Source organism: Phyllobacterium sp. A18/5-2 (assembly GCF_025452215.1).
Lineage (GTDB): Bacteria > Pseudomonadota > Alphaproteobacteria > Rhizobiales > Rhizobiaceae > Phyllobacterium > Phyllobacterium sophorae.
The window spans coordinates 2,556,354-2,577,457 of the sequence record NZ_CP104966.1 but is presented as its reverse complement, the minus strand read 5'-3'; the positions used below and the strand labels follow the sequence as shown (position 1 = coordinate 2,577,457).

Here is a 21,104-nt window from a genome sequence, read left to right as displayed (position 1 = left end):
CAATGATCCGCGTAATTTTGTCTTTGCGACACACGCCTGCCCACCACGTGTGGTCACAGATGAAATGGAACAGGGAATATTAAGGAGTCGTGCGCGTCCAGACTTACGTCAGCGGAGTCCAGCTGCCATCTTCATTCCGGCAGGCGGTGCCCCGGGCCGATTGCGGCGTGCCGTCGACGCGCACCGTATGGGTATACTGGCGGCAGTTTTGCGACCCGACCTGGTAGGGCTGCGCCGCAACGACTTCACCCGAGCGGCTCCCGCTGGCGTTTTTCCATTCAACTGTTTTGCCGGCGGGAGAGTATTCGAGTGCCTGATATTCCGCCTGCAAGGCGCGTTTGCGATCCGACGCATCCAGCGATGCATTGTTTCCGATCAGCCCATTGCCCAACGCAGCAAGCACGCCTGACGGCGCCGCCTGCTTTGAACCGCCGGTCAGGCTGCTCAGGGCGCCACCGGCTTTGGAGCCGGACGTCGTCGAACAGCCAGAGAGAATTGCGATAGCAAGGAGGGAAATGGCAATATGAAGCTTCATCGTCTGTCCGTTTTACAATGCTTCTCACAGCAGGGCAGGTTTACCGGTCTTTATGAACCGATTGGGCGGGCCCTTGCAAGCTCGATTCAGTTTCCGGCAACAGGTAGGGTCAGTCTCGCATTGAGTCCGCCGAGATCGGCGCTGCGGTCCAGCCGAAGCGTTCCACCGTACTCGCGGACCGTATCATAAACGATGGACAGGCCAAGTCCGGTGCCGGGCTTGCTCTCGTCCAGCCGCTTGCCACGGGTGAGAGCATCCTTGATCTGATTCGAAGCGAGACCCGGGCCGTCATCCTCAACGCGTATCTCCAGGCCGCCGTCTGCCTTGGCCAGCGTCAGCCTGATGGCACTGCGGCCCCATTTTCCGGCATTCTCCAGAAGATTTCCAACGACTTCCTCAAGATCTTCCTGCTCACCCGCGAAGATGGCGCCGTCCATCTGGTTCAGGAATTGAACATCCATTGTGGGATTGAGCTTTGCTGTCACCCGCGCAAGCCGGGCCAGAGTCGGCGTTACAGGTGTGCGGAACACGACGCTGTCGCGCTGTGCCGCGACGCGCGCACGCTGCAGATAGTGCTGTACCTGGACCTGCATGGCCGCGCTTTGTTCGGCGATAATGCGTCCCTCGGTACCCCCGATTGTCCGGCTTTCGTTAACTAGGACGGATAATGGTGTTTTCAGCGAATGAGCCAGATTGCCAACCTGGGTACGTGAGCGTTCCATGATCCGGCGATTATTATCGATCAGGGCATTCATCTCGCGGGCAAGCGGTGCAATCTCGAGCGGCAGATTCTCGTTCAGCCGCGAAACCTTGCCTTCCCGAATGTCAGCAAGGGAACGGCGAACTCGATCGAGCGGACGCAGGCCAAACAGAATCACAGCGGCGTTGATCAGGGTCCCGCCAAGGGCGAATATTCCGAGGTAAAAGTAGAGAGTATTGCGGAACCCGGCAATCTCGCGCTCGACTTCACTCAAATTCCCCATCACCCTGAACCGGGCAACGCGATTTTCCGCGTCTAGCACAACCTCGGTTTCGACGACTGTGACTTGCTCTCCCTTGGGTCCTGGCTCGGTATACGAACGCTGAAAGGATGTGTCGAACGGAACATTCAAAGTCGAAGGAGCATCGATGGACTTGTCGCCGAGCGACACCGACCGCAGCGACCCCTTCAGATTGTCCGACACCGGTTCAACAGACCAGTACCAGCCAGAGAGCGGGCTGGAATAGCGCACTTCACCAGGGTCAGGGCGTCCTGCAAGAGTGCCGTCATTGACACTGACCGAGGCGATAACGCTGAAGAGATGGGCGGAAAGGAGCTGCCGGAAGCTCTGCAGTCGCGCATCACCATAGAGGGCGGAAATGATGGTGGCTATTGCAAAGAAGGAAATGATCGTCCAGAGCGTCGAAAGCATGATGACGCGCAAGGACAGGGAACGTAGTCTTGGAAGATAGCCGGTCAGCCGGGAATTCACGCGTTGCCCTGCCCTATTCTGGAGACCACATCAGGCCGGATTGTCAAAGGTCTATGCCTTGTTTTCCTGCGATTTGATCCTGTATCCCATACCACGAATGGTTTCGATCAGATCGATGCCCATCTTCTTGCGCAAACGGCCAACAAAAACTTCGATCGTATTGGAATCGCGATCGAAATCCTGGTCGTAGAGATGTTCCACCAGTTCAGTGCGCGATACCACCTCGTCCATGTGATGCATGAGGTAGGATAACAGCCGGAACTCGTGTGATGTCAGTTTCAATGCCGTGCCGTTGACGGTTGCTTTCGACGTCTTTGTGTCGAGGCGAAGCGGCCCGCAACTGATTTCCGACGATGCATGACCCGCAGCGCGGCGAATGAGCGCCCGCAGCCGTGCCAGAACTTCTTCAATATGAAAGGGTTTTGCGACATAGTCGTCGGCCCCAGCATCGATTCCGGCAACCTTGTCGCTCCAGCGGTCGCGCGCGGTCAGCAGCAAAACAGGCATGATCCGCCCGTCCCGGCGCCATCTTTCGAGGATGGTCAGGCCATCCATCTGCGGGAGGCCGATATCGAGCACAACAGCGTCGTAAGGCTCCGTGTCGCCGAGAAAGTGCCCTTCTTCGCCGTCGAAAGCCTTATCGACCACATACCCGGCATCGCCCAGGGCATCAACCAATTGGCGATTGAGGTCACGGTCATCTTCGACGACGAGTATTCTCATGCAGGATCCTTGCGATGCGGACTAGTTTGCCGGTACGGCGACTTCGACGCGGCGCGGACGCTCACCATCCTTGCCGGGAATGAGCACCACCACCACGCAAACCTCTTTGCCGTTCTGCACAACAGATGTGGCGCGCGCAAGGGTACCGCCCTGCGAGTCCGCCACCTGTTGCCCGACCGACGAGCAATCCGCGGCTAAAGCAGCACCGGCGTGGAAGACGCCAGCAGCTGAGATCAGGCCCGCAAGGGGCAGGGAGATAAGGATGTTTTTCATCATGGCGTCATTATTATCGGTTGCTGTCTGAACGATGCATGAACAATTGGAGTCCCGTAAGCAGGATTGCCACAGGTTCACGCCTTTTAACATCCTATTTCTTTACGTGAAATGAGCGTCTTAGCGCTGATCCGACCAAAAAGTGCAATAATCCCGCTCAGTGCGGTCAAGAACTGGATTATCGTATCGATAAGTGGCGCCTGATCAACATGCTCCAGCGATATATTGAAGAAGCTGGAGCAGGAGAGCGCGATCGTTACGATCGACGCCCAGATCGTCTTTGACAGGAACCAGGCTTTTTCATCGGTCATCATTAATTCCTTTTTCAAACAGGGTTATTTTCAAATTGATTGGGAAATAATCTTGCGCGCATGGCGGCCGGGGCCAACCACCGCTGATATCATGGCAACACTGAAATCGATTTCAGCGTCGAGACTGTCAAAATCGCTCAAACGTTGGGCCTTAGTGTAAATCCAGCTTGTGTTTTCGACATCGGCAGATCGGATGAGCCTTCCATCCTTGCGTATTTCGATGCGGTAGGCTTCACGCTCCTCGCCCATCGGAATTTCCGCTGCCAGCCAGCTGTCAGCATCGATACGTCCGCGCCGGGTCCAGGAAATGTTGATGGCGCCATTAGAGATCGGTCCGCGATCTGACGTGGACAGGTTCAAGCGGTTGCAAAGCGCGCAGCCCTCCGGCCATGGAGACCGTATGGAAGAACTGGTCGGAAAAATCTTCCCCTGACGCGCCGATACGCCAATAAACGTCAAGGCCGGCCTCCTGTGTCTTCAGACCTGCGGGTTTGACACCTTCGTCGAGCAGGACGAACGCCATGCCCTCCGGCCTGGGACGCATTGCCTCGCGTTCTGTTCCGCATTGCCCGCGCAATAGCCCTGTCAGCCGCCAGCGATCGGCCTGCATCTCCTCCGCATTGAGAAATTGGAGCAATTCCCAACCACCCTCTGGCGTCGCCAGCATGGCGGAATTGGCGCCATTGAGCATTTGCGGCAAGGTTACCGAGGTCAGCTCACCGTGGTAGAGATCCACCTCGAGTACCTGATTTTTCGCGAGGCGTCCGCTCAACCCCGCCCCCAGCTCATTAACGAGTTCGCCCATCACAGCGCGACTGCCAAGGGTTGCCCTCGACTCGAAGCCCGACGTTTCGGGTGATGCGAAGACGCTAACCCCGCTCCACGGTTGAGCAAAGGCTGCGACACGGAATTGATCGACAGGTTTTTCCACTCCAGGCCACATCGGCAGATCAATCAGATGAAAGTACGGCCTTCCGCGAATTACCGATGGTGCCGGTAGTGAAACCGGTAGCCCTGCCCGATCGGGATAACGGACATGCTGCGGCAAGGCACTGGCTTCGATACGGCGGGTGGCTCCGTCTTCAATTGAGGAAATAACGAAATCCGGCGCCGAATTGCTCCCAAGAATCCTTACCCGATCCCCTGTCCTCAGGCTCACCTGTTTCCACGGCAATTCAAAAGCAACGGTTCGCCGTGAAGCACGACGCGCTTGCAGCCATTCTTCCGCGAGTGATTTTGCCTGGCCACTATCGATCGTGCCGGGAATTGCAATGTTCTCTGTGCCCCGGCCGTCAAGGTGTTCGGCAAAAGCCATTGCCGCCTGATAGTCCAGCATCGGGTCCCGATACGCAATTTCAACGCGGGCGGGCTGATCCATCATTTCCTGGATGCGCCACGTCACCGGACCATGCTCCTCCGGCTCAACGAATTCTGCCATCAAAGCCGCTTGTCCGGTCAAGCGTGCCGAACTGCGGAATATCAGGCGGTCGCCATTCTCGAAAGCTTCCACGCCAAACAATGCAAGGATTGGTTCAAGAACGGAGCGTACACTGATCGGATCTTTGATGACGTAGCCCCCGACAAATCCGTCAACCTGGCTGGTATCGGCATTCGTTACGCCAAAATCGGCCAGAATTGCACCAGGAGTTCGTCCAGTGCGACGCCAGAAAGCCTGCCGTTAAGCCAGTGACCCGATGTCCAGTTGGGGCCGTCAGCCCACAAGGTCCGGTTCAACGGAAATTCCGGAAATGGCCGTGTGTCCCAAGCCCAGACATAGAGCCGGTCCGTGTCAAGCATCGAACCGGCATGGCCGGCATCCCAATGGCCAAAATGCGCGCGCAGAAAGCGGTTCTGTGCGAGATCGCAGCGCCCCTGATCGGAGAAGTAAGGAAAAGCGCCTTCCGACGACTTCATATCGGGAAAGACGTTCGGCTGGTTTGGCCCCTTGTCGGCCGCCGGACAACCAATCTCAGTTAGCCAAAAAGGCTTCATTCTGGGTTGCCATGCGGTTGGCACAGTGCTTTCGACGCCGCCCTTGCGATTGTAGTGCCAGTTCTGCCACCAGCCAGTGGTATCCTTGTAGCGGTAGACCCATGGTTTGCCGTATTGGTCACTTATGGGTGTTCGCACTCGAGACGATCGATCGCGGGAGGAAGCATAATACCAGTCAGATCCCTCACCCGATGCAATCTGCCCCCGCAATGCGGGAAGATCGTAGGGAGCCGAAAATCCATCCGGATTGGGAGCGCCATAATCCTCATCGCGCCAATCGCTCAGGGGCATGTAATTGTCGATGCCCACGGCAGTGATTGCCGGATGAGCCCAAAGCGGGTCGAGATGAAAATAGACATCGCCCGACCCGTCCTGCGGGTGGTGGCCGAAATACTCTGTCCAGTCGGCCCCATAGGTCAGCTTGCATTCCGCACCCAGTACGTTGCGCAGATCGCTGGCCAATGTGCAAAGCGCATTGACGAAGGGAAACCCGTCATTTTGTTCCCTGACGATGGTCAGCCCGCACAGTTCCGATCCGAGCAGGAACGTATCGACGCCGCCACCTTGGATGGCCAGCTGCGCCATATGCAGTACCATCCTGCGATAGCCCCAATCGCTTTCCGCGCCGCGAAACGAAACTTGTCCTTTTACGACGCGAAACGAACCGCTGGTCGCGCTGCCGATAAACGCCTCGATTTGCCCAGCTGCAGCTGCCGTACCGTTAACGCTCCCATTTTGGTATGGCGCAGGATGACAAGTGATGCGGCCGCGCCACGGAAAGGTCGCCTGGCGGGAGGCGCCATAGGGATCAGGTAACTCGTTATTTGCCGGAACATCAAGCATAACAAAGGGATAGAGCGTAACGCTCAGGTTCCTGGCCTTGGCGTCACGGATGGCCGCAATCACGCTCTCATCAGAGGGGGTACCGCCATAGACGGCACCGCCGGCGTCACGCGAAATCAGGTGCGCTTCCGATCGCCCTATGCCACCCGCTCGCCATGCATCGCTTTCACCATAGCCTTTGCGATCCATCACGCCGGGCCTGATTGTACATTGCCCCGCCCGCAAGTCCGTACCGAACCAGGGCACCACGATTGCGACATGCTTAAGTGACGGACACAGGGACTGCAGTTCGTCGAGCGATGCCTGCCAGTCAGTCGCGCCGCGGAGGCAGTTGCGGTTTAGTGCGCGTGTGGTCCCTTTAGACGGCTCGTCAGTGACGAGTTTTGGCGACATTCCGAATTCGGTCGCACCCGGTATCAGCGCAACGGCGCGCAGGTCACGTACGACACTTCCGATAGCCCGAACGACCTCAAACTGAAATTGCGGAAGGCGATTCCCGTAGTCATCCAGCGCCAGCCGCTCGAAGACAACATAGGCGGTACCGCGATAGCCCGGCGCGTTGCCGCGTCCTTGCTTGGCTTCGATGAGCGGATCGGGGAACTGGAGATTGTTGCCCTTATGGACGCGGATCGTGGCGCGTGTCTGGTCGAATTCCTTGCCGTCGGCCCAGATCCGGCGGACGTGGCTGATTTCGCCTTCCGCCACGGCAATGGCGAAATTGGCGAAGTATGAATATTCGGTCGATTTCGGCCCACCCTTGGAGCCCCGGCGCTTGGTCTCGGTTTCCTCGAAGCGCGTCGCCCAAATGAGCGTGCCTCCTAGCCGCGCAGCTCCATAAATGCGCGGTAGGGACGCTCCCTCTTCGGCGACAGTGGGTCGCATCGAGGACATGCGTCCGCTTTCGGTACGTTGGCCGAAAAGCGCCTGATCGATCAGATAGCCTCCAATCGATGCAGCCGCAGTACCGATCGCGGCCCCGAGCGCTGACGCGCCAACCGCATTGCCGATGGCCACGGCCGCCACCTGAAGAACAATAGTCGCCATGCGTTTGAAATCTTTCCAGAATTATTAAGTTAACAATCGTGTTGGGGGCTAGCGATCAGGAAAACTGAACACGCCGGCAATCCGTTTGCGCCATTGAGACACCAGCGCCGATTCCATGACGCTATGGCCCTCATAGGCGTGAATAAAATGATCCGTATCCGTCAAAACACCCAGGTGTTTGGCGGCAACGCCATCGCGCCAGCGAAAGACGATCAGATCGCCGGATTCGATCTCGATGAGCTGTTTCTCGTTCATATGCCGCCGCGCCGCCTCAAGCAGCGGATCACTCGCGCCCGCCTCCGCCCAATCGGCAGAATAGGTGCTGACCGACTGCGGTTCCCGTCCATAGAGAGAGCGCCAGATACCGCGCACAAGACCGAGGCAATCGCATCCCACCTGACACTTCGAGCCGCCATGGCGATACGGTGTGCCAATCCAGTGCCTCGCCTCCGCCAGGACTTCATCTGCAACCATCATGGCACCAGCGGCCCGCCGTCGAAATTACCCTTGCCATCAGCATAATTGTAAGCAGCGTCATTGCCGGGGAGATGGGGGAAACCACGAAAATTCGCGCTATTGTCGAATTTGGCCTTGCACTGTTCGAAGCTCTTGTCACAGCCGGGCAACAACTGGAATGTGTCGCCAACCTCGATATGGGGGACTTGTGTATCACGCAGACTGAGGCGCATGCCGCCGCCATAGGGTTCGTGGTTGAGGACAACGTTCCTGCCACCTCTGGCGAGAGTCAAGGCGCCGTTGTCGAACCAGTCACCATTTTGCGGCTTCAACCCAGCTGCAACAATCTCGCGATCCGACAGAGTCGAGATAACCGTTCCCGACTGCGCACCACCAGCATAGCCGCAACGGCGATCACCGAGTTGCGCATCGCAACGGCGTGTGATGCGGCGCCCGCTTATCTTGTCCAGATCGACGGAGCTGCTTTTCAGCTCGGCCACGAAACGCCCGCCGGAGCGGGTGATCGTGCCGACACGTGAGCTGCGAAGCAATGTGCGCTGATCGCTCGAGGCCCAGTTGACGAGCCAGGTTTCGACAGCTGCCTCGTCGAACGCTCCGCTCTCGACGTCGCCGTCGGTGATGCTCAGGGACGAAAGCGCACCCTCGATTTCGGCGCTGTCCACGCCCAGCCCAAGCGAGCTCGTCGCCTCACTGGCACTGAGCCCGGTTTGCGGTTCACAGGAGACACCGCCGACGAGCAATAGCCGGTCATGATCGGTAAAGCCATGAACCACACCATCCTTGCGCCGGATAATCCAGCAGAAACAGTGCGTTGTAACTTCACCCGCAAGATGTGATTCAAGCGCCCCGGGAATTTGCGTCATGCCTTCACCTCGATGATTGGAATGGATGGGATTTCGCCGGCCCTGAACGATTTGATGCTGATCGTCAGCCGGTCGGTATCGAAACGGGCCGGCACATCGAAGCCGAAGCCGGCCGTCACCGCCGCGCCTGCGGGTGGAATTTTTTCAGGTCGGAAAATGATTGTTCCGGTGATCAGTTCGACGACGAAATCCAGGGCTTCTGTCTGCTCGACGCCATTGACGGCGGCCCGCACGGTCCCTCCATGCGCCTTTGTGATCGTCCGCGCATAGTCACCATAGCGTTTGGTCAGTTGAAACACCGCATTATGTCCATCACCCGCGCCAAGCCACTGATCACCCGGTGCGATCGTCGCCCCGGATCGGCATGACAAATGATCGAACGGATCTGCGCGCCGACGCCATAGGCGAGCGCAGTCGGCCAGCCATTGTCGTCGGCAACGATGCGTATACGGTCAGGCCGCAGCAGATGCAGCTCGCTTGTCCCGCCCCCGCCCTGCAGCCGTTCCACATAGGCATTGCCGGAGAGGAGCAGATGGCCGTACAGCGCCTCGAAGAAACTCGCTCCATCCATGCCGCGATGCGGATTGGCGAGAAGGTCGAGCAACGGGTGCTGGCTGTGTTCCTTCCCGCCCTCATACAGCAGCCAGGGCGTTGCACCTGCCGCTTCCGCCAGGAGGCGAACACAACGGTAGGCGATCGGATTGCGCATGAAGCCCTGCCGCGACAGGCCGGCAAAGCCACTCTGCGACCAGCGTGCTTCGCGGTCGAATTGCAAGGCAACAAAGCCCTGTGCCGACTTGTGCTGCAGGTGCGGGGTCTCGTTCGCGGCGCGTCCGCGCCACGGCCAATTGAGTGCCATTCGAGGGGGTTCTTTCTCAGGTTGCAGAGCGGGGTTAATTCGTGTACAAAAACGATTATTCGTTACACTTTTAATCTGGCGTTTCCAGATTTTCTATGTAGCGATAGGCCATGGAGATCACATGGGATGAACCGAAGCGTCTTGCCAATATTGCCAAACACGGCCTCGATTTTGCCGATGTCGGTCTTTTTTATTAGCGCCATGCGATAATCGAGCCTGCAAAGGTGGATCGCCATGGTCGCCGCCGTATGAAGGCGATTGGTTATTTCCTCGACGGAACTGTGGTCGTTATCTTTGCCATGCTCGGCAGTGAAGGGATTTCGATTATCAGCTTTCGCACTGCCCATGAAAAGGAGAGGAGAAAGCTCCCATGACCAGCAAAACAAAAAAGAAGTTTGAAGAAGGACATGGCTTTTCTCAAGAGGATTGGGACGCGGTTGACTCTCCCGAACTCACCGACGAAGAACTTGCCAATATGCGGCCCGCCACAGAAGTCTTGCCTCCCGAGTTTTTCGACGCAATCGACGAGATGCGGCGTGCTCGCGGTCGTCCTCCAGTCGAAAAGCCCAAGAAACTTGTAACCTTGCGTCTGGACCAGGATGTCATCGAAAAGTTCCAGAAAACCGGCAAGCAATGGCGCGCGAAGATGAACGAGGCACTCAAACGGGCTCGAATTTAACCAACAATCATCCCACCACACGAATTCTCGGGTTTCCATCACGCCGGCGCAGGAGATCGCTTAGCGCCCAGACCAGCGCATCGACGCGATCGGGCGAACGGCCGCTGGACAGGCCCGAATGGGAGAAGTCGCACATTTCATCCTCGAGCGCCGGAAAGCGCGCGGCGTGCCGCACCCGTCCCTGCTCGTAGAGCGTGGCGATGGGCTCCGCTCGCAGCGCCTTGCCGCGATTGGCCCGCACCGCACGCACCGGTACGCTGTTGTCCTCCGCCGCAATCACCGCGGCCACCATATCGCCCCCTTGATTGACTTCGGCGACAATCAGATCGGCCTCCAGCCGGTGAAACAGTGCGATTGCGCGCCTCGCCCATTCATGCGGCTTGGCCGGCGCAATGCTTTCATCCGCCAGCACCCAGGCGATATTGCCCTCATCAAGACCCGCAGCGACGATTCCACAGGCATCGGATTTCTTCGTCGCACTGGCCGGAGGGTCAATGGCCACGACAATCCGCTTCAGTTCCGGCACATCCGAACAGTGGATGTCCTCCATCATCAGCCGCGACCATAGGGCATCCGGGCTTTCCTCGATCAGTTCACCATCGAGTTCCTGCCGTCCCAGTCGCGTACCGCCGTAAAGTCCGTTGACATGATTGACGAAGCCTGGCGCAAGATTTTGCGCATTCTCCCGCATCTTCATGCGCCACACGGGAATTGCCGGGTCGGCGAGCATGCATTTGATCAATCCCAGCGGCCGTGGCGTCGTGGTTATCACCTGCCGGGGGTTGAACCCGAGACGCAGGCCGAATTGCAGCATGTCCCAGGTCTCCTGCATATGTTTCCATTTGCACAATTCGTCACACCAGGCCGCGTCAAATTGCGGTCCGCGCAAGCTATCGGGATCTTCAGACGAGAACATCGCCGCCGTCGCGCCGTTCGTCCAAACAAGCCGGCGCCGGGTCATTTCATAACGTGGCCGCTCTGCCCGCGAAACCGACATGATCCCCGATGGGCCATCGATCATGACTTCGCGCACGTCGGCCAAAGTTTCGCCTACCAGTGCGATATTGCATGATTTCACATCCGAAAACGGCCGGTAGGCCTGCGCTACACCATTGGTCCATTCTGCACCCATGCGGGTCTTGCCGGAGCCTCTGCCCCCAAGGATCAGCCATGTCTGCCAGTCAGCTAGGGGTGGCTGCTGTGCCGTTCTCCCCGGATTATCCACTCCCGTTCGACTGCATCCGACTCCCGGCTGTTTAAATTCTTTGCGGACCAACTCTCGCGCGCGGATTTCGGCAAGTTCATCGATCCTTTCATCAATGCGTTTCAGGACGGCGCGCAGCTCATCGGGATTCAGGCCGCCAACGGCGTGCGCCCGCTCCGCCGCAAAACGTTCCTGCAGATCACTTACCCGTTCAATGGTCCGGGCGAGCTGCGCCAAGGCATCGAGCCGCGTCTTGCTCGAAACGTCTTTCTCGAATGCCGAAAGCGTGTCCAGTTCCTTGCGGAGCAATTCCATGATCCGCTGGGCAATGCGCAATTGCCGGGTTCCCTGCTGCATTTCGCTGAATGACAAGCCGTCACGCCTTAGCGCGCGAAGGAACTGCGGCTCGGTGACACCCAATACGGGCGCCACTTCGCCTGCAGATATGCCATATTCGCGGCACAGCGCAAATGCGCTGCGCCGGCGCATGGCGCTGACAAAAAGGTTTGGCATGAATTGTCCTTTGGAAGAGCCGCAGCAGACTCCAGTCTGTCAACCCAAAAGGGCCGCAAAGCGCTGAAGTCACATTTCCGACGATGACCAGAACCTACAGGATGACCGTTACGCGGTCAAGGATTATTTTCCTAATTATATACTTGTTAAAGCGGTTCGCAAATTTAATGATCTCGATGGCGTGACAGGCCGGAAAGAAATTGCGTCAAGAGGGTTGGATTTTTAATTTGTGCGCGTAAGGTGATTCTTGGATGGAGACGGTGGGAATCGAACCCACAGGACCTAGGTCGGAAGTCTGGACCCTGCAACCATATCGTCCCCATACAACCGGTTCCCGATGGATGGAACCGGAGGGCACCCGCAAAATTTGCCGGGTACGCCAGATAGTGAGCTTTGTGAGCGGGTGTGTGGTGACCTTGAGAAGAAGCCACACCCCCTCCATCGCACTATCGCTCACCATGGAATGTGATCTCGTTTGCTTCGGGCAAGAAGTTATACACAGATAATTGTGTATTCAGGGGATAGATTGTGTCTGACTCCGACGACAAGAAATTCAAAGGGACTTTACAGAAGCTGCTGAAAACGCCGCCTCAACCGAGAACCCCTCCCAAGCCGAAACCTGGGAAGGGCGAAAAGGATTTAGAATCTGATGTCTCTAAACAGCCACGGTAAGATTGAGTTCGGTATTACAATCAGGACAAAACAGCATTCTATAGCGGCCCACCTCGGTGCGCTTGCTCTGAAGAATCGATTTGACGCCCTTCTGGTAACAACTTGCGCATATCTGATGTGGTTCTTCCGATCCCTGCATGTCTGCCTTCAGGACGTAGGCGAAACGTCCAGCAGCAACAGCCTTAAGTTCGTAGCGTTCTTTCTCACACGCCCATGTTTCCATGCTCACAACTTTTTGTTCAAGCTCGGATATGCGGGAAACAGCCGTAGAATAAAGCGATTGGGCTTCAAATATCCTTCTTTGTAATTCGAGAACCGCCGTATTCTTTTCAGTCTCGCTTTTCAAAGCAAACATACCACCAACGATATCCATCATGGATTTAAAAGCCGCTAGTCCCATTGTGATTTCTGAAGCCATTGATTCAACCTCCCGTTGATTCGGCTATTTAGCGTCTTGGGTCACCCATACTTCGGAGTTGGCACTGGCCTTCACGAGGTCAATTCCGTGTTGGCAATCTGCCTTGTTTACATAGCCTTCGCCGCTATCAGCGATGATTTTCGTATTGGACGCCTGATAGCGCCAGCGAAATTCTCCTACGGCATCTTTGTAGATCAAAAACGATGGATAAGGACGAGTGGCCATGGATTTCCCCCGGTTAAAGTGTTGGTCTTTTGGATATACGTGTGAAGATGGGCGTTGTTCATTGGAAATATTAGCGCCCACGCTAGAACATGCAGAGCGTAGGCTAAAGGCTCTAGCAAATGCAACGTCCGAGGGTGAAATCATCCATGTCGCTTCCTCCAACGAAGAAACGCGGCAGCTTTCTGCTTAGGCGTAACTGCCTTCACCAATCCGCCGATAGGTAAGGCGCTTACCTTCGATCATTGCAAGCAACTGATTCGTGCGTTCGGCGTCTGTAACCTTCATCACGGTACGGCGGTTATAGCGGAAATCGAACTCGGCAAGGTACCGGTGAAGATGGGCTTCGCCGCAATGGTGATAGACGCCGATCATGCCACGCTTGAACACAGAGAACACGCCTTCAATCGTATTGGAGTGAACCACTACGTCGCCTTCGTGTCGTGCATACTCTTTAGCCGAATGCTTCACAGTGCCATGTGCTGCGAACTCTGTTCCGGTCACGGTGTAGAGGCGGGATCTCGTCGGTATAGAGTGTGGTGTCGCGGGATACGTTACGAACCAGCACGTCGCGGACGGTGGCGGCTGTCGCGTCGTTCAGATGAAACATTCGGGCTTTGCCGCCACGCTCTACCAGACCAATAACAATGTGCACCGTCTGATTTGCCGCCCTTTGTAGGATTTGCAATGCGACCGCGAGCGAGTTTGCGCGGCGTTTCGCGCTTTCCAATATAGGTTTCATCGGCTTCAACGGTTTTGCCTTCGGGTGAGGCATATGACTTGGTTCGACAACCAGAGCGCAGCGGACGTTTTGGTCCGTGAGCACTGGAAGCGCAGAAAATCGCATCTGATGTCCATCAGGGTGAAGGTATCAAAGTTCTCTATGCCTTCTTCCAGCCCAGTGCCAGCAACCCTGCGCCGATCATCAATGATCCGCCGGTTCGATTGACGATGCGCTGGACCGTCGGTTTGCGGATGGTCTGACGTGCCATGGATGCCATCAGGGCGTAGCTCCCGGCGTTCAGTGTTGCGAGCACAAGGAATGTCGTCTCGAAAATTACCATCTGCATGAATACTGGACGTGTCGTGTCCAGGAACTGCGGAAGAAAGGCGACAAAAAAGATGATGCTCTTGGGGTTCAGTGCCGTTACCACATAGGCATGCAGGAAAATGCGCGTCGCTTTTTCATTCTTCGCCGGCATCTCGCCCGTTTCGCGATTGGCGACCGGTGCGCGCCACAATTTGATGCCGAGATAGATCAGGTAGGCGGCGCCGATCCACTTCAGTGCCGTGAAGATTGTTGCGGAAGCGGCAAGCAACGCGCCGAGACCAAGCATGGAAGCGGTCATCGCGGTAAAATCGCCGAGCGCCACACCCGCCACCGTTGCAGCTGCGAAGCGGCGGCCATGGCCCAGCGCATAGGAGATGACCAAGAGGATGGTCGGCCCCGGAATTGCGAGAAGAATTGCCGATGCTGCAACGAATGCCAGCCAATGCTCAATGGACATGTTTTAGCTCCCACGCGAAAAATCACACCAATCCATCGGTTTTGTTCAATTGCAAGTGGAAACTTTTACGCAACAGTACTGTATCAAATCTCGGTGTCGAGTGTGCCAACCCTTGTCCCGCCAAGCAAAAAAGGCGGTATTCTTTTTTACGGAAGAAACGACCATATAAGAGCCTCAACAGCCACCTCAAGAAGCTGTTAAGTGATATCGGCTACACCATAGTCCTTCAGGGAAGTTATGGCTGAGTATAGGGCAGGCAAGAATTTAGATGGAAGAGCCCAGGCCAGGCAAGGAACGAAAGCGATTCAAGGTCTCGCCGCTGCTCGGACTTGATGCCTGGATCGATTCGACCCTTTACGAGTTGCGATTTCGCCTCGCTGAATTCTGGGAAGATACTACCATTTTCTTCCGCCGGTTCCATGTCACCGGCTGGCGGCGAGCGATTTTCGAAGTTCTCGGCGAGGCATTTACCTGGGGCACTGTCGGTTCCGTCGTCATGCTGACACTGGCCATCCCCGCCTTCCACGAGACAGAAAAGAACTGGCGGACACGCGACGATTTCGCAGTGACCTTCCTTGATCGCTATGGCAACGAAATTGGTCAGCGCGGCATCCTGCATCGCAGCGCCGTGCCGATCGATGAGCTGCCGGATCATGTCATCAAGGCGGTCCTCGCCACCGAGGACAGACGATTCTTTGACCATTTCGGCATCGATTTCCTCGGACTTTCGCGCGCGATGACGGAAAACCTGCGGGCCAACTCAGTGGTTCAGGGCGGCTCGACGATCACCCAGCAGCTTGCGAAGAACCTGTTCCTCACCAACGAGCGCAGCCTTGATCGCAAGATCAAGGAGGCTTTTCTCGCCGTCTGGCTCGAGTCCAATTTGAGCAAGAAAGAAATCCTGCAGACCTATCTCGACCGGGCCTATATGGGCGGCGGCACGTTCGGCATTGCGGCCGCCTCGCAGTTTTATTTCGGCAAGAGCGTAAAAGACGTCAGTCTCGCTGAAGCGGCCATGCTCGCTGGCCTGTTCAAGGCGCCGGCCAAATATGCTCCGCACGTCAATCTGCCCGCTGCCCGCGCCCGGGCCAATGTTGTGCTCAGCAACTTGGTGCAGGGCGGATTGATGACAGAGGGGCAGGTTGTCGGCGCCCGCCGCAATCCGGCGACCGTGGTCGATCGCGGCCGATCGGAAAGCCCGGACTACTTCCTCGACTGGACCTTCGACGAAGTGCGAAAGGTCGCGCAGAAGCTGCCGACCCATACGCTTGTCGTTCGCACTACGCTCGACATGGGCATTCAGAAGGCCGCCGAGGAGTCGGCCGAGTTTCACCTGCGCCAGTTCGGCAAGGAGTATAACGTGACCCAGGCGGCCATCGTCGTTCTGGAGAACAATGGCGCCGTACGGGCGATCGTCGGCGGACGCGACTATGGCGAAAGCCAGTTTAACCGCGCCACGGCAGCACTGCGCCAGGCCGGCTCGTCGTTCAAGCCCTATGTCTACGCGGCTGCCATGGAAAAGGGCATGACCCCCAAAACGCTGGTCTCGGGCAGTGCGGTTTCATGGGGCAGCTGGTCGCCGCAGAACTATTCGCGCCAGTATCTTGGGAAGATCGACCTCACGACGGCCCTCGTCAAATCCATCAATACCGTTCCGGTGCGCCTCGCGAAGGACTACCTGACGACAGCGCCAATCGTTGCGCTGACGAAAGCCATGGGTGTTGAATCGCCGATCAGTTCGCATAAGACCATGGTGCTTGGCACGTCAGGCATGACGGTCATGGATCAGGCAACCGGATACAATGTCTTCGCTACGGGCGGCATGGCCGGCCTGCGGCATCCCTTCACGCAAATTTTGAGCCAGAACGGTGACGTGCTGTGGGACTGGAAGAGAGATGGGGCCAAGCCGCACCGGGTTCTCTCCGAAACCGCAACGAATAATATGAACATAATGCTGGCGCAGGTGCCGGAGTGGGGGACGGGGCGGCGCGCCGCGTTGCCGATGACCCGCGCGGCAGGCAAGACCGGTACCACGCAAAGCTATCGCGACGCATGGTTTGTCGGCTTTACCGGCAATTACACAGCCGCCGTCTGGTTTGGCAACGACAACTTCACACCAACCAAGGAATTGACGGGGGGCATTCTTCCGGCGATGACTTGGCAGCGGTTCATGAACTACGCTCATCAAAATATCGAACTCAAAGCCATCCCCGGTATCGATCCAACCTTGCCCAAACAGGAGAAAGTCGCAGCGGCGAAGGCTGAGGAAAACGAAGAGGAAAGCGACGTGTTGAAGGCAGAGGAGCGGCCGCGTGTCCTCTCGGGCGCCACGGCCGCAACCATCCGTGAAATCGGACAAGCGTTGAAAGCTGCTCCACAGTTGAAACTGCCAATCCTGCCCGCAAAAGTCTCCGCGCTTTGATTGCGTGCGTGATCTCTCCCGTGTAGTCATCGTTCATGCTTCGAAATGTCTTCCTTGCCCTCATTGCGCTTGTCATTGCCGTCGGTGGCGGCACGATGAGCGCATGGTATGCGGTGAACCGTTTCGATGGTTTCGGGGCGCTCACCATCGGCCGGTGGACTGCGCATCCCGAAGCTGGCACCCCCCTTTCCGATCCCTACGCCAAGGCGCGCGCGGCACGCGAGGGGGCATTTCCGCTTGGCAGTACCGAGGGCCTCGCCTTCTACGCCTATAGCGATGGTCAAGGTAAAACGCTGGACCGGCGCTGCTCCTACAAGGTCGAGGGCAACAGCCCCAATTCGCGCTTCTGGACCCTGTACGCGGCCGATCGTACGCTGGTTGCGCTGGATCCCGGCCAAAACCGTCTTCCGGCGATTCATTCCCGCCAGATCTTCCGCAAGCAGGACGGGCAATTTATTGTCAATGTCTCTGCCAAAGCGCAACCGGGCAACTGGCTGGCCATCACGGGGCGCGGCCGCATGGTCCTCGTCATGACGCTCTACGACACCCCTGTTGGCGGCAATTCCGGTCTCGTCGATATGAAGTTCCCGTCTGTCACGAGGACTGGCTGCGATGGTTAAGGTCCTCCGCACCCTGTTCATTGGTCTTGTTGGCGCTGGTTTGATCCACATCGCCGTGGTCCTGCTCGTGCCCTATTACTCCGACCGCAATACCTGGTCGCGCATCTCAGCCTATGGTGATGACTGGCAGTTCCACACCGTGACGCGCGAGGGCATCGCCGGCATGGTTCCCCTCGCCTTTGATCCGCTGTTTCAGGCCGTCGCGTGCCGCTTTGACATAACCGATCTTCCCGCTCACATCACAGGCGTCGGCACCACGCCTTACTGGTCAATTTCCGTATATAACCGCCAGGGAGCAAACATCTATTCGATCAATGACCGGACAGCGATTGCCGATCAGCTGGATCTCGTGGTTGCCACGCCCCTGCAGATGATCGAGCTCAACAAGACCAAGCCAGCAGCCGCGGAAAACTCAGTGCTGATCGAAGCCGATATGGATGAAGGGTTCGTGGTTGTGCGCAGCTTCGTGCCGGATGAATCCTGGCGATCCCAGGTCGACGCGTTCCTGAAAAGCGCGAACTGCACCCCGCTGCTTTAGAGCCAGAACGGCCCGATGTCAGCACAACAGAGGCTCAAGGCCCTTCAGTGTTCTTGAGGGCACGAACTCCTGCACATCGTAATAGGCAAGTTTCTTCTGATGAAACGGATCTTCGGCAAGTATTTCCTGCAACGCCTCTTCGCTGCTGGCCTTGGCGAGAATAATCCCGCCTGTCCGCGGCACCTTGGCGCCTGATGCGAGAAATGTGCCGGCGGCGTAATGCTTTTCAAGGAACGCGACATGCAATGGAATGGCCGCATCCACCTCATCCAGCGGAACCACATAGGTCAAGGAAACGATAAACATCCGCTCTACTCCAGATGATCATTATTCGTTGCTTCAGATAGGCATTTTGCCCCGCATGGAAAAGTCCCCTTCCTTCGGCGTTGCAAAACGTGATTGCGGGTTTAACGTGGCGCTCCGGCCATGTTTTCTTCGCCTGTCCGGACCATGATCATTACGAAACCGGGAGACCCCATGAAAAAGCTTGCTATCGCCGGAACTGTCGCGCTGCTCTCCATCACCACCTCACTTTCCGCCTTTGCCTTCGATCAGCAAAATGCCGAAAGGATCAAAACGCTGGTTGATACCGGCATGCAATATTACTGGTCCGGCGGCGACGTCAAAAAGGCGGAAGCTGAAATTTTCAAGGGCATTACCCTCCATGGCCGCTACGACGTGGTCGAACAATCCTTCGCCGAAGCTTCGAAACTGGCACCTGAGCGGCTTGATTTCCGCTTTGCTGTCGCTTCGTCGCAAATCCTCCAGAAGAATGTCGATGGCGCACGCGCAACCTATGAAGACATTCTCGCCAAGGATCAGACTTCGTTCGAGGCGCAGGCATGGCTCGAGGCTCTGGCCCGGGTCGGCAATGATGAGACCGGGGCTGCGCTGGCTCATCAGGGCCTCTCCGGGCTCGACCGCGAGCGGGCGGAAGCCTACCGCCAGCGCTTTGTTCGCGCCGAGCAAATCATGGCCGAAAAGCCGAATACAGAAGTGCCGGCCGTACCCGGCAAGGTGATGATCGTCGCCCTCGGCTATGCGCTGGCCAAGGACGGTACTGCCGAAAAGCCGTTGCTCGACCGGCTCGACGTGGCGCTCAAAGCCGCTCAGGCGAATCCAACGGCGCGAGTCATGGTGACCGGCGGCCAGCCGCAGGCCGGTGTCACCGAGGGTGATGTGATGATGAAATGGCTAGTCGAGCACGGCGTTGACCGCGACCGCATTCTCATCGAGGACAAATCAAAGGATACGGTCGGCAATGTACTCAATGTCGCGAACCTGCTCAAGCGCCATACCGCAGACAGCGTCATTCTTGTCACCAGTTCCAGCCACATGCGCAGGGCACGGACGGTGCTTGAGGACGCGCTCAAACAATACGGCATCTCCGCAAACGTGTTGCCGGTCGTGGCGCTCGATGCGCCTTCGGTCGAAGAAGCAGCCAAAGTATCGCCTGATGAACGCCTGGTGATCTACCGCGACCTGATGCGTGTGTCCGGCGCCTGGGCATATCCCGGGCTACAGCAGTAGAACACGTGACCCTGCCCCGGCCTATCCCGGCTGGGGCATCGTATCGAAAAACCTGCGCGGTGGTTTTGACTTGCTGCGCTTTGGCGCTTCCGGCGTGTAGCGCTCGTAGCGCACGCCCGGGAAAATCATGATCTCGGCTGTCGTGCGCCGTGTGGTATCAGGGTCATAGCGGCGTTTCGTTGCGCTGCCTGGAAATGTGATGACAAACCCCATATCGCCCATCCGTTTTGGTTCGTTGAATCTCCTCGATACTCAGATGCATACGCGCGCACGATTTGCGCCATAATTTCATTTAGGCATGCCGATGGTTAACGGGTTGCTAACGCTTCGCGGCTAGTTTTAGCCATTGTTTAACTGCGTCATGCGTCGAGTGGAGTGTGTTCGTGAAGTATCCTGAGTTTCGGGCGCTTGAAGACCGCAATGGCGGCAGCAAGGCTGACGATCTCCTGACCGCATCGATTACCGCCTTCTGCTGCGCTCGCCAGACCGGCAAAGAGCGACGCGCAGCAGCTTCGAGGATCTCGCAGTTCCTCTCCTTGTCCTCGCCTCGCCGCGTGTGCGCCGCCATGCCGCTGCGGCCTTGTCCGAGCTGCCTCATGCACCGAAACGCCTCATCCTGGCGCTTGCTGAGGATGAAGTCGACATCTCTGCGCCACTGCTATTGCGCTCTCCGCTGCTGCAGCCGTCTGACCTTATCGATATCGTCACTCACAAGGGCATCAGCCACGCACGCGCCATTGCACGGCGGCGGATCGCCGATCCAGAACTCCTGCGCGTCCTGCACGGCTTCAACGATCCGGCCATAGAACGCGCGCTTGAAATCCAGTCGCAATTTGACCTTGGCGATGGCGTCCTCTTGGCCGCAGCTCCCGCAGCACCAGACTCGCCGCGCCTGCGCGAAACGCGCGAGGCGTTGAAGGCCCTTATGCGCGAGAGCGACGCCGGTTTCTCCAGTGACCAGCATCTTGCCAATCACCTGATTGATGCGGCGCTTCTCGATCAGACCACAATATTTCAACAGGAATTCGCCAAGGCGCTAGGCCTCGATCAGGATAGCGCCGGGCGCATCATCGGCCGAGGGCTCAATGCCGAATTGACCATCGCGCTTGCATCGCTAGGTCTGTCCGCCGAGGCCGCGCATCTAATACTCACCGGGCTCTTCGGGCTCGTCCACAAGGACCTGCATTCCTTGCGGCTCTTCGTTCAATCCTATCGCCAGATCGACAAGGACAAGGCGCAGATGACGGTAGAGCGCTGGAAAACAGAAGAGAATTCGCAAAAATTGCGGCAGAAACTGCGCGAGATGGCGCAGGATTACGAAAGCGGGACACGCAGGGTTTCTTGACATACCAGGTCTGCGTCTGCTGATCGGTACCATTAAGGGTT

Annotated in this window: 23 protein-coding genes and 3 pseudogenes; 7 read left to right on the top strand and 19 right to left on the bottom strand. The window is 57.4% G+C overall.

The window, feature by feature from the left end:
* Positions 1 to 103: 103 nt before the first annotated feature.
* The 12 genes from N8E89_RS12795 to N8E89_RS12740 form a co-directional block, all read right to left on the bottom strand.
* Positions 104 to 535 (bottom strand): RT0821/Lpp0805 family surface protein, encoded by a 432-nt coding sequence (locus N8E89_RS12795; RefSeq protein WP_106667226.1) that lies wholly within the window; start codon positions 533 to 535, stop codon positions 104 to 106.
* Positions 536 to 621: 86 nt separating this feature from the next.
* Complete coding sequence (locus N8E89_RS12790; RefSeq protein ID WP_162707209.1) at positions 622 to 1,923, bottom strand: ATP-binding protein; 1,302 nt, start codon at positions 1,921 to 1,923, stop codon at positions 622 to 624.
* 135 nt (positions 1,924 to 2,058) lie between these two features.
* Complete coding sequence (locus N8E89_RS12785) at positions 2,059 to 2,730, bottom strand: response regulator transcription factor (protein WP_106667225.1); 672 nt, start codon at positions 2,728 to 2,730, stop codon at positions 2,059 to 2,061.
* 21 nt (positions 2,731 to 2,751) lie between these two features.
* Positions 2,752 to 3,003 (bottom strand): hypothetical protein, encoded by a 252-nt coding sequence (locus N8E89_RS12780; protein WP_106667311.1) that lies wholly within the window; start codon positions 3,001 to 3,003, stop codon positions 2,752 to 2,754.
* An 86-nt stretch (positions 3,004 to 3,089) separates the two neighbouring features.
* Positions 3,090 to 3,317 (bottom strand): hypothetical protein, encoded by a 228-nt coding sequence (locus N8E89_RS12775; protein WP_262260088.1) that lies wholly within the window; start codon positions 3,315 to 3,317, stop codon positions 3,090 to 3,092.
* A gap of 27 nt (positions 3,318 to 3,344) precedes the next feature.
* A complete protein-coding gene (locus N8E89_RS12770) occupies positions 3,345 to 3,674 on the bottom strand; it encodes a hypothetical protein (RefSeq protein WP_262260086.1) in 330 nt (109 codons plus the stop codon).
* Entirely contained in the window at positions 3,637 to 4,824 is a 1,188-nt protein-coding gene (locus tag N8E89_RS12765) for a phage tail protein (protein ID WP_262260085.1), read from the bottom strand. Before N8E89_RS12765 ends, N8E89_RS12770 begins: the two co-directional genes overlap by 38 nt.
* A 104-nt stretch (positions 4,825 to 4,928) precedes the next feature.
* Entirely contained in the window at positions 4,929 to 7,193 is a 2,265-nt protein-coding gene (locus tag N8E89_RS12760; RefSeq protein WP_262260082.1) for a baseplate multidomain protein megatron, read from the bottom strand.
* Between the two features lie 48 nt (positions 7,194 to 7,241).
* Positions 7,242 to 7,670 carry an NlpC/P60 family protein gene (locus N8E89_RS12755; protein ID WP_262260080.1) on the bottom strand — a complete coding sequence of 143 codons (429 nt, stop codon included), beginning with the start codon at positions 7,668 to 7,670 and terminating at the stop codon, positions 7,242 to 7,244.
* Entirely contained in the window at positions 7,667 to 8,533 is an 867-nt protein-coding gene (locus N8E89_RS12750) for a phage/gene transfer agent baseplate hub protein (RefSeq protein ID WP_106667222.1), read from the bottom strand. Before N8E89_RS12750 ends, N8E89_RS12755 begins: the two co-directional genes overlap by 4 nt.
* On the bottom strand, positions 8,530 to 8,904 hold the full coding sequence (locus N8E89_RS12745) for a DUF2460 domain-containing protein (RefSeq protein ID WP_245449037.1): 375 nt from the start codon (positions 8,902 to 8,904) through the stop codon (positions 8,530 to 8,532). Before N8E89_RS12745 ends, N8E89_RS12750 begins: the two co-directional genes overlap by 4 nt.
* Positions 8,820 to 9,392: a phage portal protein gene (locus N8E89_RS12740; RefSeq protein WP_245449036.1), complete on the bottom strand. Its 573-nt coding sequence runs from the start codon at positions 9,390 to 9,392 to the stop codon at positions 8,820 to 8,822. The genes N8E89_RS12745 and N8E89_RS12740 overlap by 85 nt, the downstream gene beginning before the upstream one ends.
* Positions 9,393 to 9,502: 110 nt before the next feature.
* Here N8E89_RS12740 and N8E89_RS12735 point away from each other — a divergent pair.
* Together N8E89_RS12735 and N8E89_RS12730 are read left to right on the top strand one after the other, a co-directional pair.
* Positions 9,503 to 9,766: pseudogene (locus tag N8E89_RS12735) on the top strand (BrnT family toxin).
* Entirely contained in the window at positions 9,763 to 10,071 is a 309-nt protein-coding gene (locus N8E89_RS12730; RefSeq protein ID WP_106667221.1) for a BrnA antitoxin family protein, read from the top strand. Before N8E89_RS12735 ends, N8E89_RS12730 begins: the two are co-directional and overlap by 4 nt.
* 7 nt (positions 10,072 to 10,078) lie before the next feature.
* Here the strand turns inward: N8E89_RS12730 and N8E89_RS12725 are convergent.
* From N8E89_RS12725 to N8E89_RS12705, 5 genes and pseudogenes are all read right to left on the bottom strand, one after another.
* Positions 10,079 to 11,376 (bottom strand): annotated as a pseudogene (locus N8E89_RS12725) (DNA-packaging protein).
* A gap of 1,067 nt (positions 11,377 to 12,443) precedes the next feature.
* Positions 12,444 to 12,878 (bottom strand): hypothetical protein, encoded by a 435-nt coding sequence (locus tag N8E89_RS12720; RefSeq protein WP_106667219.1) that lies wholly within the window; start codon positions 12,876 to 12,878, stop codon positions 12,444 to 12,446.
* A gap of 24 nt (positions 12,879 to 12,902) precedes the next feature.
* Positions 12,903 to 13,103 carry a YegP family protein gene (locus tag N8E89_RS12715; protein WP_106667218.1) on the bottom strand — a complete coding sequence of 67 codons (201 nt, stop codon included), beginning with the start codon at positions 13,101 to 13,103 and terminating at the stop codon, positions 12,903 to 12,905.
* 186 nt (positions 13,104 to 13,289) lie between these two features.
* Positions 13,290 to 13,867, bottom strand: a pseudogene (locus N8E89_RS12710) (IS1595 family transposase); the annotation flags it as partial.
* A gap of 114 nt (positions 13,868 to 13,981) precedes the next feature.
* Positions 13,982 to 14,608, bottom strand: coding sequence for a LysE family translocator (locus N8E89_RS12705; RefSeq protein ID WP_106667217.1), 627 nt, complete (start codon positions 14,606 to 14,608; stop codon positions 13,982 to 13,984).
* A gap of 268 nt (positions 14,609 to 14,876) precedes the next feature.
* Between N8E89_RS12705 and N8E89_RS12700 the strand changes: the two genes are divergently transcribed.
* Genes N8E89_RS12700 through N8E89_RS12690 form a run of 3 tightly spaced genes read left to right on the top strand, consistent with a single transcriptional unit; the run spans position 14,877 to position 18,188 of the window.
* Positions 14,877 to 17,030, top strand: coding sequence for a transglycosylase domain-containing protein (locus N8E89_RS12700; protein ID WP_262260079.1), 2,154 nt, complete (start codon positions 14,877 to 14,879; stop codon positions 17,028 to 17,030).
* A gap of 35 nt (positions 17,031 to 17,065) precedes the next feature.
* Complete coding sequence (locus N8E89_RS12695) at positions 17,066 to 17,650, top strand: DUF1214 domain-containing protein (RefSeq protein ID WP_106667215.1); 585 nt, start codon at positions 17,066 to 17,068, stop codon at positions 17,648 to 17,650.
* Entirely contained in the window at positions 17,643 to 18,188 is a 546-nt protein-coding gene (locus tag N8E89_RS12690; protein WP_106667214.1) for a DUF1254 domain-containing protein, read from the top strand. Before N8E89_RS12695 ends, N8E89_RS12690 begins: the two co-directional genes overlap by 8 nt.
* 18 nt (positions 18,189 to 18,206) lie before the next feature.
* On the opposite strand, the gene N8E89_RS12685 is transcribed toward N8E89_RS12690, so the two are convergent.
* Positions 18,207 to 18,494, bottom strand: a complete 288-nt coding sequence (locus N8E89_RS12685) for a YciI family protein (protein ID WP_106667213.1) — start codon at positions 18,492 to 18,494, stop codon at positions 18,207 to 18,209.
* 171 nt (positions 18,495 to 18,665) lie between these two features.
* Between N8E89_RS12685 and N8E89_RS12680 the strand changes: the two genes are divergently transcribed.
* Complete coding sequence (locus N8E89_RS12680) at positions 18,666 to 19,718, top strand: YdcF family protein (RefSeq protein WP_106667212.1); 1,053 nt, start codon at positions 18,666 to 18,668, stop codon at positions 19,716 to 19,718.
* A 21-nt stretch (positions 19,719 to 19,739) separates the two neighbouring features.
* Here N8E89_RS12680 and N8E89_RS12675 read toward each other — a convergent pair whose 3' ends face one another.
* Positions 19,740 to 19,931: a hypothetical protein gene (locus N8E89_RS12675; protein ID WP_262260074.1), complete on the bottom strand. Its 192-nt coding sequence runs from the start codon at positions 19,929 to 19,931 to the stop codon at positions 19,740 to 19,742.
* Positions 19,932 to 20,298: 367 nt separating this feature from the next.
* Here N8E89_RS12675 and N8E89_RS12670 point away from each other — a divergent pair, with 367 nt between their 5' ends.
* Positions 20,299 to 21,063: a DUF2336 domain-containing protein gene (locus N8E89_RS12670; RefSeq protein WP_262260073.1), complete on the top strand. Its 765-nt coding sequence runs from the start codon at positions 20,299 to 20,301 to the stop codon at positions 21,061 to 21,063.
* Positions 21,064 to 21,104: the final 41 nt, after the last annotated feature.